Annotated in this window: 9 protein-coding genes; 5 read left to right on the forward strand and 4 right to left on the reverse strand. The window is 59.5% G+C overall.

Annotated features, from left to right (window positions below):
- Positions 1-235 precede the first annotated feature (235 nt).
- Positions 236-1,012 (forward strand): ferredoxin--NADP reductase, encoded by a 777-nt coding sequence (locus LT42_RS22635; protein WP_037018446.1) that lies wholly within the window; start codon positions 236-238, stop codon positions 1,010-1,012.
- Positions 1,013-1,151: 139 nt separating this feature from the next.
- On the opposite strand, the gene mscL is transcribed toward LT42_RS22635, so the two are convergent.
- Positions 1,152-1,601, reverse strand: a complete 450-nt coding sequence (gene mscL / locus LT42_RS22640) for a large-conductance mechanosensitive channel protein MscL (protein WP_037018449.1) — start codon at positions 1,599-1,601, stop codon at positions 1,152-1,154.
- Between the two features lie 209 nt (positions 1,602-1,810).
- Between mscL and radA the strand changes: the two genes are divergently transcribed.
- A complete protein-coding gene (gene radA, locus LT42_RS22645; RefSeq protein WP_037018451.1) occupies positions 1,811-3,178 on the forward strand; it encodes a DNA repair protein RadA in 1,368 nt (455 codons plus the stop codon).
- Positions 3,179-3,187: 9 nt separating this feature from the next.
- Here the strand turns inward: radA and LT42_RS22650 are convergent, their stop codons facing one another.
- Positions 3,188-3,556 (reverse strand): PilZ domain-containing protein, encoded by a 369-nt coding sequence (locus tag LT42_RS22650; protein WP_037018454.1) that lies wholly within the window; start codon positions 3,554-3,556, stop codon positions 3,188-3,190.
- A gap of 151 nt (positions 3,557-3,707) precedes the next feature.
- Here LT42_RS22650 and LT42_RS22655 point away from each other — a divergent pair, with 151 nt between their 5' ends.
- The 3 genes from LT42_RS22655 to yjiA all read left to right on the forward strand — a co-directional run bounded on the left by LT42_RS22655 (position 3,708) and on the right by yjiA (position 7,182).
- On the forward strand, positions 3,708-5,777 hold the full coding sequence (locus LT42_RS22655) for a carbon starvation CstA family protein (RefSeq protein WP_037018457.1): 2,070 nt from the start codon (positions 3,708-3,710) through the stop codon (positions 5,775-5,777).
- Between the two features lie 18 nt (positions 5,778-5,795).
- Positions 5,796-5,993 carry a YbdD/YjiX family protein gene (locus LT42_RS22660; RefSeq protein WP_037018459.1) on the forward strand — a complete coding sequence of 66 codons (198 nt, stop codon included), beginning with the start codon at positions 5,796-5,798 and terminating at the stop codon, positions 5,991-5,993.
- Between the two features lie 211 nt (positions 5,994-6,204).
- Positions 6,205-7,182: a GTPase gene (yjiA, locus tag LT42_RS22665; RefSeq protein ID WP_037018461.1), complete on the forward strand. Its 978-nt coding sequence runs from the start codon at positions 6,205-6,207 to the stop codon at positions 7,180-7,182.
- Between the two features lie 199 nt (positions 7,183-7,381).
- On the opposite strand, the gene glyA is transcribed toward yjiA, so the two are convergent.
- Positions 7,382-8,635: a serine hydroxymethyltransferase gene (gene glyA / locus LT42_RS22670; RefSeq protein WP_037018463.1), complete on the reverse strand. Its 1,254-nt coding sequence runs from the start codon at positions 8,633-8,635 to the stop codon at positions 7,382-7,384.
- A 186-nt stretch (positions 8,636-8,821) separates the two neighbouring features.
- Positions 8,822-12,643, reverse strand: a complete 3,822-nt coding sequence (locus LT42_RS22675) for a sensor domain-containing protein (RefSeq protein WP_037018588.1) — start codon at positions 12,641-12,643, stop codon at positions 8,822-8,824.
- Positions 12,644-12,845: the final 202 nt, after the last annotated feature.

The following is a 12,845-nucleotide window of genomic DNA, read 5'->3' on the forward strand; positions in this document are numbered from 1 at the left end:
CGACGATTGGCAAGACCTCGCTACTGGGCGAGCTCTTCCCCAAATACCTCCAAAAACAACGCGTTGCGCTGATCTGTCGCGCGCGCATCGGGCGCTTCGCGATAATCCCGATAGCGAAATGCTCTAAAAAACCGGCCTCTGGCTTCGGATATCACTACAAACCTGCGGTGTTTATCTCGTCGTGTTTGCGGGACACTGAGCACCCTTATTGCGAGACAGGAGCCAGGAGCGCCCCATGAGTGCCAGTGCAGAGAAATTTACCCGGCAAACGCTGCTGGACGTGACGCCGCTGACGCCCAGTCTGTTTACCTTCCGCACGACGCGCGATGCCGGCTTCCGCTTCACCGCGGGTCAATTCGTGCGACTGGGCGTGACCAAGCCTGACGGCACCACGGTCTGGCGTGCGTATTCGGTGGTCTCCTCGCCATTCGATGAGTTCCTCGAATTCTTCTCCATTGTGGTCCCTGGCGGCGAATTCACCAGCGAGCTAAGCCGCCTTCGTCAAGGTGACACGCTGATGGTGGAAAAGCAGGCAACCGGTTATCTGACCCTGGATCGCTTCACCGACGGGCGGGATCTATGGATGTTGTCGACCGGTACAGGGGTGGCGCCATTTCTGTCGATCCTGCAGGACTTCGAGGTCTGGGAAAAATTCGAGCGGATCATTCTGGTCTACAGCGTTCGAGAGTCGCAGGAACTGGCGTATCAGCGATTGATTGCCGAACTGACGCAGCGCGAATACCTGGCCGAGTACGCGCACAAGTTCCGGTTCATCCCGACGGTAACGCGGGAGGCTCATCCGGGTGCCCTCGGCGGGCGAATCACCACACTGATCGACAATGGCGAACTGGAAAGGGCGGCAGGCGTCACCCTGTCCCCCGAGTACTCAAGGGTCATGATCTGTGGTAACCCGCAGATGATCGAGGACACTCGCGCGGTGCTCAAAACCCGTGACATGCGCCTGGCGTTGACGCGCAAGCCGGGTCAGATTGCGGTGGAAAATTACTGGTAGACGGCTCTGCAGCGCGGTTGTGCAACCCCCCAGTGGATGCGAGCTCGCTCGGCAAGAAAACTGACTGTATCCGCTCGTCTTCAGCGGTTTCAGGGCCGTTTTCGCGAGCAAGCTCACTTCTGCCACTGGTGTGCAGGCTTCAGACGAACCGATCAGGGCTCACAGGCATCGGCGCAGCCGGCATGCTGTTTTGCTCTTTGAGCAGGTCACGAATTTCGCCCAACAGCACCTCTTCTTTAGTCGGCGTTGGCGGCAGGGTGGGTGCCTTGGCCTCTTCGCGCTTCAGGCGATTGATGGCCTTCACGCCCATGAAGATCGCAAATGCCACGATGATGAAATCGATCACGGTCTGGATGAACTTGCCGTAGGCCAGTACCACAGCAGGCGCCGCGCCTTCTGCCGGCCTCAGCACCACTGCCAGATCACTAAAGTCCACGCCGCCGATCAGCAACCCGAGGGGCGGCATGATTACATCGCCGACGAACGACGAAACGATCTTGCCGAAAGCCGCGCCGATGATGATGCCGACGGCCATGTCGACGACGTTCCCTTTTACGGCAAAGGCTTTGAACTCGCTTAGTACGCTCATGGATGTATTCCTTTGTTACAGATGAGAGTGGTAAATGCAGTGTAAGTCAGCTAGCTGCATCTCGCTTAATCCATGCAATCGACCGGGTTCTGACCGGTTAGTTTTATTCAATCCTCCAAAAGCGTGCAGGCCGACAGGACCCGGCCCGCGTCGTGCGCAGTGAGTGGGTGCATCGGTTATGATTGCCTCCTTTTTACATCGGGGGTGTCATGGCCAAGGCCAAACGCATGTACGGCTGCACCGAGTGCGGCTCGACGTTTCCCAAGTGGGCGGGCCAGTGCAGCGAATGCGGTGCCTGGAACACCCTCGTTGAAACGGTCATCGATAACAGCACGGCAGCGGCGCCCAGCGGACGCTCGGGCTGGACCGGCCAACAGGCGCAGATCAAAACCCTGGCTGAAGTCAGCGTTGAGGAAATACCTCGTTTCACCACCAACTCGGCTGAGCTGGACCGCGTGCTCGGCGGCGGCCTGGTGGACGGTTCGGTGGTGCTGATCGGCGGTGACCCTGGCATTGGCAAGTCGACCATTCTCTTGCAAACACTCTGCGCCATCGCCGAGCGCATGCCGGCGTTGTACGTCACCGGCGAAGAATCGCAGCAGCAAGTGGCGATGCGCGCGCGGCGTCTGGGCCTGCCCCAGGACAAGCTGCGGGTCATGACCGAGACCTGCATCGAGACCATCATCGCCACTGCCCGTATCGAGCAGCCCAAAGTCATGGTCATCGATTCGATCCAGACCATCTTCACCGAACAGCTGCAATCGGCGCCCGGTGGCGTCTCGCAGGTTCGTGAAAGCGCGGCGTTGCTGGTGCGTTACGCCAAACAGAGTGGCACGGCGATCTTCCTGGTCGGACACGTGACCAAGGAGGGCGCCCTGGCTGGACCGCGCGTTCTGGAGCACATGGTTGATACCGTGTTGTATTTCGAAGGCGAGTCCGATGGCCGACTGCGCTTGTTGCGCGCCGTCAAAAACCGCTTCGGCGCCGTCAACGAACTGGGCGTCTTCGGCATGACCGACAAGGGCCTGAAAGAAGTCTCGAACCCCTCTGCAATCTTTCTCACCCGCGCCCAGGAAGAAGTCGCCGGCAGCGTGGTCATGGCCACTTGGGAAGGCACACGACCGATGCTGGTGGAAGTGCAGGCGCTGGTCGACGACAGCCACTTGTCCAACCCGCGTCGCGTCACCTTAGGGCTGGACCAAAACCGGCTCGCGATGTTGCTCGCCGTCCTGCACCGACATGGCGGGATCCCGACCCACGACCAGGATGTGTTCCTGAACGTGGTCGGCGGGGTCAAGGTGCTGGAAACGGCCTCCGACCTGGCGTTGATGGCCGCAGTCATGTCCAGCTTGCGCAACCGCGCGTTGCCGGGTGACTTGCTGGTATTCGGCGAGGTTGGCCTCTCGGGTGAAGTGCGGCCGGTGCCCAGTGGCCAGGAACGGCTCAAGGAAGCCGCCAAGCACGGGTTCAAGCGCGCCATCGTGCCCAAGGGCAATGCGCCGAAAGAGTCGCCTCCTGGCCTGACCGTGATCGGCGTGACCCGACTGGATCAGGCGCTCGACGCATTGTTCGAATAACTGACGACGCTACACGTCGATAAGCGCCCCGAGTTCACGCTCCAGCTCATCGTGATCAGCAATATTGAGCTCGACCAGCCGCCGCAAATGCGTGACGGAGTCGAGCTCGATGTTTTCGCAGACGAACCCTAGATGATTGTGATCATCATGGGTCAGGCGCACCTGCATCCGCACATCGATGTCCACGTTCAAGTGAATGTCAGCCTGGAAGCGTTCGCCGGGATCACCCTCCCAAAGCGATGGCTTTTCAATCAGCAGCCCTTTCAACGACAAGTCGATCAAGTGAACCGTCCAGGTTCGATCACCCTGGCTGAGCTCGGTTTTGGCATCGAATGCGATGCGTTTAAAACGACGACGTTCTTCATGGGTATCGGTCATTACACAGCTACTCCTTAGCGCCTCGAGCGCCCGCTGCGTTGACTATAGGACAAATATCGCGCTAGACCATCGTGGGGGTAGCCTTTCGCTCCGGCGGCGCTAAACTCCGCTTGCTGAACAACAATAAGTCCACTCAGTTGGAAACAAAAAAATGAAAAACAATAATGGTCTGATGCGCCACGTGCCCTGGCTATTTGTTGCAATCCTTGGGGCCTGGGCCCTGGGAGTGGTTGCATTGCGTCGCGGGGAGGCGATCAATGCACTCTGGATTGTGGTTGCCGCGGTGGCCATTTATCTGGTCGCTTATCGCTATTACAGCCTGTTCATTGCAACCAAGGTCATGCAACTCGACCCGACCCGGGCAACGCCTGCGGTACTCAAAAACGACGGGCTCGACTACGTTCCCACCAATAAACACATTCTGTTCGGCCACCACTTTGCCGCCATTGCTGGCGCGGGGCCGCTGGTGGGCCCGGTCCTGGCTGCGCAGATGGGCTACTTGCCCGGTACCCTCTGGCTAATCGCCGGTGTGGTGCTGGCGGGTGCGGTTCAGGACTTCATGATTCTGTTCCTGTCGACCCGCCGCAACGGCCGCTCGCTGGGCGACATGGTTCGCGAAGAAATGGGCCGCATTCCCGGCACCATCGCCTTGTTCGGCTGCTTCCTGATCATGATCATCATCCTCGCGGTGCTGGCGCTGATCGTCGTCAAGGCACTGGCCGAGAGCCCATGGGGCATGTTCACAGTCATGGCGACAATCCCGATCGCGATGTTCATGGGCATCTACATGCGTTACATCCGCCCGGGCCGCATCGGCGAAATCTCGGTTGTGGGCGTGGTGCTATTGCTGCTGTCGATCTGGGTCGGCGGTCTTGTGGCGGCGAGTCCTGAATGGGCGCCGATGTTCACGTTCACCGGCGTGCAAATCACATGGATGCTGGTTGGCTATGGATTCGTGGCAGCCATGCTGCCGGTCTGGCTGGTGCTGGCGCCTCGGGACTACCTGTCCACCTTCCTCAAAATCGGCACCATCGTTGCGCTGGCCATCGGCATCCTGATTCTGGCGCCCGAGCTGAAAATGCCTGCGCTGACCCAGTTCACTGACGGCACAGGTCCGGTCTGGAAAGGCACGCTGTTCCCGTTCCTGTTCATCACCATCGCGTGCGGCGCTGTATCCGGTTTCCACGCCCTGATCTCCTCGGGCACCACGCCGAAGCTGCTGGACAACGAAGTCAACGCCCGCTACATCGGCTACGGCGGCATGCTGATGGAGTCCTTTGTGGCGATCATGGCCATGGTCGCGGCCTCGGTCATCGAACCGGGCGTGTACTTTGCGATGAACAGCCCGGCGGCCATCGTCGGCACCGACGTTAACTCGGTGGCACAAATGGTCAGCAGCTGGGGCTTCCTGATTACACCGGATCAGTTGACTGCCGTGGCGAAGGACATCGGCGAAAACACCGTGCTGGCCCGTGCTGGCGGCGCACCGACCCTGGCAGTGGGCATTGCGCAAATCCTGCATCAGGCATTCCCGGGTCAGAACACCATGGCGTTCTGGTACCACTTCGCAATTCTGTTTGAGGCACTGTTCATCCTGACCGCAGTCGACGCCGGTACGCGCGCGGGCCGCTTTATGCTGCAGGACCTGCTGGGCAGTTTCGTGCCTGCGCTCAAACGCACTGAATCCTGGACCGCCAACGCTATCGGTACTGGTGGTTGCGTCGCGCTCTGGGGCTATCTGTTGTATCAGGGCGTAATCGACCCACTGGGTGGTATCAACACGCTCTGGCCGCTGTTCGGTATCTCCAACCAGATGCTGGCGGGGATCGCGCTGATGCTGGCGACCGTTGTGCTGATCAAAATGAAGCGTCAGCAGTATGTGTGGGTGACCATTCTGCCGGCGTCCTGGCTGTTGATCTGCACTGTAACGGCGGGCTTCATCAAGCTGTTCGACCCAAGCCCTGCGGTCGGCTTTCTGGCGCTGGCGAAGAAGTACAGTGCCGCGGCCGACGCCGGTCAGGTCCTGGCGCCGGCCAAGACCATGGATCAGATGCAGCACGTGATCTTCAACGCTTACACCAACGCCGTCCTGACCACGCTGTTCCTGTTTGTGGTGCTGAGCATTCTGTTCTACGCGGTGAAGGTCGGTCGTGTGGCGTGGGTGAAGAAAGAACGTACGGACAAGGAATCGCCTTTCCAGGCATTCCCCGAAACCCATTGATCGACTGGAGCGCTGCGTATGTTCAATGACCTCAGCAAGCTCGGCAAATACCTCGGCCAGGCCGCACGGCTGATGGTGGGCATGCCCGACTACGACAACTACGTTGAACATATGCAGAAGACCCACCCGGACAAGCCGGTGATGAGCTACGAGATGTTCTTCCGGGAGCGTCAGGACGCGCGTTACGGCGGGAAGGGTGGCCCCAAGTGTTGCTAAACAGGTGACCCCTGCAACGCCTGCTTTAATAATGCGCCACGCCAGTCGTGGCGCGTTTGCGTCTGACAATTTTGGCTGGCAAACGTTCCATCTTGTAGGAGCGCGCTTGCCCGCGAATGTGGTTCACCTGTTTCCGAAGAGGGTGCAGACGGATCGCATTCGCGGGCAAGCGCGCTCTTACAGCTTGAGCAGTGGCACCCCAGGAGAACGCATGACCGCTTTACACGCTATCCCCGTCACAATCCTCAGCGGCTTTCTTGGTGCGGGCAAAACCACCTTGCTGCGTCATCTGCTCAAAGAAGAGCACGGCCTGAAAATCGCCGTCATCGAGAACGAATTCAGTGATGCCGGCATAGATACCCAATTGCTGGGTGACGAACCCGTGCAGGTCATGACCCTGTCCAACGGCTGCGTCTGCTGCACCATTCACACTGACCTCACCAAGGCTCTTTACCTGCTGCTGGAGCGCCTGGACACCGGTGAAATCGCATTCGACCGGCTGGTGATCGAGTGCACCGGCCTGGCAGACCCCGCACCGGTTGCGCAGACATTCTTCATCGACGAAGAGCTGCGCGAACGCTATATCCTCGACGGCATTATCACCTTGGTCGACGCCGCCAACGCCGACACGCATCTGGAACAGACCATCGCCCAGGCGCAGATTGGCTTCGCTGATCGCCTGCTGGTGAGCAAGACCGATCTGGTGGATGCGGCGACGTTCAAAGCACTGAGCGAGCGACTGACTCGGATCAACCGTCGCGCGCCGATCCGCGTGGTGGAGCACGGCAAGATCGACCTGGCCGAACTCCTCGATGTACGCGGCTTCAACCTCAACGCAGACGTCGGCGGCATGACCTTGCGCCCGGCCGCTCCAGCGGGCCGCTCTATCGACCGCATCAGTAGCCTGGTGCTGCGCAGTGACCAGCCGCTTGATATCGACAAGCTCAGCACCTTCATGAACGAGCTGCTCGAAGAACACGGCAAACAACTGCTGCGCTACAAAGGCGTACTGAACATCGCCGGCGAAGATCGCAAGCTAGTGTTTCAAGGGGTTTTGAAGCTTTACGGATTTGATTTCGACGTTGAATGGGCGGAAGGCGAAAAGCGTGAGAGCGTTATCGTGTTCATCGCCGATGAACTGCCGGAGGAGAAGATCCGGGCGGGGTTTGCGCAGGTGGCGGCAGATTAAAGCAGCGCGTGCTGATGACTTTCATCTTGAGTTGACGCACCGCCTGACTGTAGGAGCCGGCTTGCTGGCGAATGTGGTGGGTCAGGGTCGTCTAGAGTGACTGACACTCCGAATTCGCGGGCAAGCGTGCTCCTTTAACCATAAAAGTATAAAAAAGCCCGGCTAAGAAGCCGGGCTTTTTCATATCAAGCAACCGCTATCAAGCGCCGTAAACCGGCAGCTTGGCGCAGATGGCCTGCACCTTTTCACGCACGCCGTTAATGACGGCCTCGTTGTTCAGGTCGTCGAGGATGTCGCAGATCCAGCCTGCGAGTTCCTTGCACTCAGCTTCCTTGAAGCCGCGAGTGGTAACGGCCGGAGTACCGAAGCGCAGGCCGGAGGTGACGAACGGGGAGCGTGGATCATTGGGCACCGAGTTCTTGTTCACGGTGATGAACGCTTTACCCAATGCGGCGTCAGCGTCTTTGCCGGAAATGTCCTGCTTGATCAGCGACAGCAGGAACAGATGGTTTTCGGTGCCGCCCGACACCACGTCGAAACCGCGCTCGATGAATACGCCGGCCATGGCCTTGGCGTTTTTCACCACTTGCTCCTGATAGGTCTTGAACTCGGGTTGCAGCGCTTCCTTGAAGCAGATCGCCTTGGCTGCGATGACATGTTCCAGAGGACCGCCCTGACCGCCCGGGAAGACGGCGGAGTTCAGCTTCTTCTCGATTTCGGCGTTTGCGCGCGCCAGGATCAGGCCGCCGCGTGGGCCGCGCAGTGTTTTGTGGGTGGTGGTCGTCACGACATCGGCGAATGGAACCGGGTTCGGGTAAACACCCGCAGCCACCAGACCGGCAACGTGGGCCATGTCGACGAACAGGTAGGCGCCGACTTTGTCAGCGATGGCGCGGAAGCGCGGGAAATCGAGGATCTGCGAGTAGGCAGAGAAACCGGCAACGATCATCTTGGGCTTGTGCTCAACCGCGAGGCGCTCGACTTCGTCGTAGTCGATCAAGCCATTACCGTCGATGCCGTACTGAACAGCGTTGTACAGTTTGCCCGAGGAAGAGACGCTGGCGCCGTGGGTCAAGTGACCGCCGTGGGCCAGACTCATGCCCAGAATGGTATCGCCGGCATTGAGCAGCGCCAGATACACCGCGCTGTTGGCTTGCGAACCGGCGTGTGGCTGGACGTTGGCGTAATCGGCGCCGAACAGTTGCTTGGCGCGGTCGATAGCCAGCTGCTCGACGATATCGACGTATTCGCAGCCGCCGTAGTAACGCTTGCCCGGGTAGCCTTCGGCGTACTTGTTGGTGAGAACCGAGCCTTGGGCTTCCATGACAGCCGGGCTGGTGTAGTTCTCCGAGGCGATCAGTTCGATGTGATCTTCCTGACGCTTGGCTTCCTGCTCCATAGCGGCGTACAGGTCGGAGTCGTACTTGGCGATGGTCAAATTACGGCTGAACATGGCGGTCCTCGGGGATCGGGCAGTAGAAAAGGGGGGCATTCTAACCCATCGGGTTTTATCTGGCATATGAAAGCAGGTCATGTGCGTGATGAGCGGCAGGCATTAAGCCGCGAGCTACAAGCCGCAAGTTCAAGGCGATCGCTTCAGCTTGCAGCTCGCAGCTTGCCGCTTAAAGCTCGCTTGCTATTAATCCAGCATAAACAGTGCGTCGTTGCTGAACTGCGCCTCGAACCGAGTCGCCGGCATCGGGCGGCCAAACAAATAGCCTTGAACTTCGTCACAGCCGTGTTCGCGCAGGAACTCCAGTTGCTCCTGAGTTTCGACGCCTTCGGCAATGACCGCCAGGTTGAGGCTATGGGCCATGGCGATGATCGCTCTGGCGATCTGGGCATCCTGCTCGCCGGATGGCAGGCCGTCGACGAATGTGCGGTCGATCTTCAGCACGTCGATGGGGAACTGCTTGAGGTAGTTCAGGGACGAGTAGCCCGTGCCGAAGTCGTCGACCGCAATGCTCAACCCCAGCCGCTTAAGGCCGGCCAGAATGTGCATCGCCTCGCTCACTTCGCGCATCAGAATGCTCTCGGTCAGCTCCAGCTCAAGGCAAGCGGGTGGCAGGCCTATCTCCTCAAGAATGCTGGCAATACGGGTGCCCAGTTGACCGTCGGAGAACTGCCGCGCGGAGATGTTGACCGACACCTTAGGCACCCGAACCCGGGCCAGATGCCACTCACGCAGCTGGCGGCAGGCTTCCTTGAGGACCCACTCACCGACTTCCACCACCAGACCCAGCTCTTCGAGCACCGGGATGAAATCCCCCGGCGGCACCAGGCCACGTCGAGGGTGACGCCAACGCAGCAACGCTTCGGCGCCCGTCAGACGCTTGCCGTCGCCACTGAATTGCGGCTGGTAATACAGCGTGAACTCGCCCTGCTCCAGGGCGTGACGCAAGTCGCTCTCAAGCTCCAGACGCTCAAGGGCGCTGGCGTTCATGTCGGTCTGGTAGAACTGGAAATTGTTCTTGCCGCGCTCTTTGGCGTGGTACATCGCCGTGTCGGCGTTCTTCATCAGTTGACTGAGCTCATTGCCGTCCTGCGGGCTCAACGCAATGCCGATACTGGCAGTGACAAAAAACTCCCGGCCCTCCAGCACGAAGGGTGTCACCAAACTAGCGAGAATCTGCTCGGCCACATGAATGGCACGGTTCAACGCCGCCTGTTGCGTGGCGCGGGGTTGCAGCAACAGCGTGAACTCGTCGCCACCCATGCGCGCGACGGTGTCATCGTCGGTGACGCAGGCGAGCAGACGCGTCGCCATCTCCTTGAGCATGCGGTCGCCTGCGGCGTGCCCCAGGGAGTCATTGATCGGTTTGAAACGGTCCAGGTCCAGGAACATCAGCGGCACCCACGCCTGTTGGCGCTCGGCGTGTTGCAACGCGGTGTGCAGGCGGTCCTGGAACAGCGTCCGATTAGGCAGGTGGGTCAATGCGTCGTAATAAGCCAGCCGGTGAATGCGCTGCTCGCTGGCCTTGCGCTCACTGATGTCGCTGAAAAAACACACGTAGCTGGCCAGATCGCCCTCGTCATCAAGCACGGCGGTAATCCCGACCCACGCCGGGAAGTGTTCTCCAGCGCGACGCTTGAGCCACAATTCACCCTCCCAGCTGCCGCGCTGGCTCAGTTGCTTGAGGATGTAACCCAGATGAGCGCCCTGTTGGTTCTCTACGGTCAGCATCATCGGCAACTGATCCACCACCTGCGCCACGGCATAGCCGCTGACCCGGGTGAATGCATCGTTGGCCTGCACGATGTAGCCCGCAGGGTCCGTGATCAGAATGGCCGACGTTGAATGTTCGAATACCGTGGCCGCCATGCGCAGGTCTTTTTCAGCACGGCGTTGTTGACTGACATCCCGACCGACGCCAAGTACACCCTCAAAGGTTCCCGACTCGTGCCACACCAGCACCAGCCGCAATTCCACGGGAATCTTGCGGCCATCAGCACGCAGGCAGTCGAACATAAACAACTGAGTGGTGATCTCACGGCGCAGGTCGGCCAGCGCCTCAGGGTTGTCGAGCGCCTTGCCGATGCGACGCAGCAATGCCATGAAGCTGCTGAGTTGCTGGGGATTGGCAATGATCCCCTTCCAGCCGTGCTGCATGATCCATTCGCCGCTGTAGCCCAGCACTGTGTTGACCGACGGACTGAAATAATTGGCCTGCAAATGGCGATCGGTGGAGAAAATCACGTCGCTGATGCTTTCGGCCAGCATCCGGTAGCGCTGCTCGCTTTCGCGCAGGGACTGGCTGGCCTCTACCTGGTAAGTGATGTCCTTGGCAACGCCGACGATGCGCCGAACCTGCCCGTCGTGTTCGGTGACGAGCGCCTGCTCGCGGATGTCCAGCTGCCGCCAGTTATCCTGTCGATCGCGGAACCGCAAGTGGCATTGGGTCATCTCGCTGACGCCATGCCCGCTGTGCGCCTGGCGCAGTTGTTCGTATACCCCGATATCGTCCGGGTGCAGGAGCGTCTCCCAGAAGTACTCGCCCATCTCGGCCAGCTCGGCATCGCTGTAGCCCAGCGTACGGCCGAGGTGATGATTGCTGTAAATCATTCGCTGATTGAACGCGTCCTTCACGTAAAGATGGTCGGGTACGGTGCGAACGACGTCCGACCAGAACCGTTCACGTTCTTGCAATGAGAGCTCGGCCTGCTTGCGGTTAGTGAAGTCGCTGATGCTGAGGATGACGGCTTTGAAATCTTCGGGTTGCTCGGGCAGGCGCATGACCAGCCACAGGTGCTGGTCGCTCGCTTCAGCACCCGGTATCAGAATCTCGAGTTCCAACTGACGCTGGCCGTCGAGGACAGCGTGCAAAATCTGCAGGCCTATGCCCTGGCTGTTACGGGGGCAACCTTCTATGAGCTGCTGCCATACCTGGTGTGCAGACTCGGCGCGCAGCAGCTGCGCCGCAACCTGATTGACTTCGGTGATGCGCAATTGATGGATCAGGTCAGTGATCTGCTCGGGCTGGCGGGTCAGGCGTGCGTTGAGTTCCTCACTGCTGTGCACCTGCAGGTGCTTGAGGTATGCCGGCAATCCTGACAAGTCGAGCACGCAAAGCGCAACGCCGGTGCCTTCGAAAATGTCCTGATAACGGCGACGACTGTCGTGCAACTGCAACTGACGGCGGCGCAGGCTGCGCAACGCAAACAGCGGGACGATGGAGCAGAGCAGGGCAAGCAGGCATTTTCCTATCAAGGGAAAGAGCAGCGTCTGGCGGGCTTTCTGCGGGTCATAAAGCCCGCGCAGTTGCCAATCGCTGTTGGTCAGGGGCTGCAGCAGGACCGTCTCCAACGGAGCGTCTTTTGATTGATCGGATTCGGGCAGCTTTTTGTAAATGGCGGAGTGATCGCCGCCGTTTTCCAATTGCCATGCGGGATGGAATTCTTGCTCGCTAAGGCGTGTCAGGGCTTTGAGAATTTCGGGCTTGAGCCGCAATGCCCAGTAACGCTCATTACCGGCGCCGGGTTGGCGAACGAACAAATAAAACGTCGAGGCGCCCGGTTCATTGGCATAGAAGTACGGATGACCCTGAATGACCGAATGCATTTGAGTCAAAAAGCCGACATCTCGCGGCTCGCTTTCGCTGTCGGCGCTGATATTCCCGTCGATGTCGAGCCAGACAATACTCTTCAACGAAGGCATCGCCTGGCGCAGATTGGCCAACAGTGCCACGGCCTCCTCGGCAGCAGGCGCTGTATCGCGCGCATCGTCCAGCAGATTCAGCGCGACCTGCGCATTCAGAGCCATGTTCAGGCTCACCCGATCGGCGATCTGCGTGCTGTAGTCAATCGAGCGCTGATGCTGACGCTCACGGGACTGCTGGTACTGATCAATCATCTGCCATAAAAGCAGCATCAACATCAGAAGTACCAACACCGCAAGCGCACCCCTGAGCGAGCCTTTTATAGACACGGTCGTCGCGCTATCGGGTGGGCGCGGGGGTGAAATAGGGGGCTGTGTGAACAAGCTGTGATCCTGACTGCTGGACTGAATCAACATACGTGAGACGCACTATAAGCCCGGTGCGCAAAAGGCGGCTAGCATGCCACCGATTCATGGCGAAGTGCCAGCGCTATCGGGCTGAACGGTTTGCCCTGCTGCCTGCATTCGGGTAGCTTTGCGCCACACGCGACGCGTCAGCTTTCCGAGC

The sequence above is a fragment of the Pseudomonas lutea genome, assembly GCF_000759445.1.
Lineage (GTDB): Bacteria > Pseudomonadota > Gammaproteobacteria > Pseudomonadales > Pseudomonadaceae > Aquipseudomonas > Aquipseudomonas lutea.

Excerpts from the sequence above, each read along its gene's own strand:
- radA (WP_037018451.1), top strand. The coding sequence starts at position 1,811 with ATGGCCAAGGCCAAACGCATGTACGGCTGCACCGAGTGCGGCTCGACG.
- LT42_RS22650 (WP_037018454.1), bottom strand. The coding sequence starts at position 3,556 with ATGACCGATACCCATGAAGAACGTCGTCGTTTTAAACGCATCGCATTC.
- LT42_RS22635 (WP_037018446.1), top strand. The coding sequence starts at position 236 with ATGAGTGCCAGTGCAGAGAAATTTACCCGGCAAACGCTGCTGGACGTG.
- mscL (WP_037018449.1), bottom strand. The coding sequence starts at position 1,601 with ATGAGCGTACTAAGCGAGTTCAAAGCCTTTGCCGTAAAAGGGAACGTC.
- LT42_RS22660 (WP_037018459.1), top strand. The coding sequence starts at position 5,796 with ATGTTCAATGACCTCAGCAAGCTCGGCAAATACCTCGGCCAGGCCGCA.
- LT42_RS22655 (WP_037018457.1), top strand. The coding sequence starts at position 3,708 with ATGAAAAACAATAATGGTCTGATGCGCCACGTGCCCTGGCTATTTGTT.
- glyA (WP_037018463.1), bottom strand. The coding sequence starts at position 8,635 with ATGTTCAGCCGTAATTTGACCATCGCCAAGTACGACTCCGACCTGTAC.
- yjiA (WP_037018461.1), top strand. The coding sequence starts at position 6,205 with ATGACCGCTTTACACGCTATCCCCGTCACAATCCTCAGCGGCTTTCTT.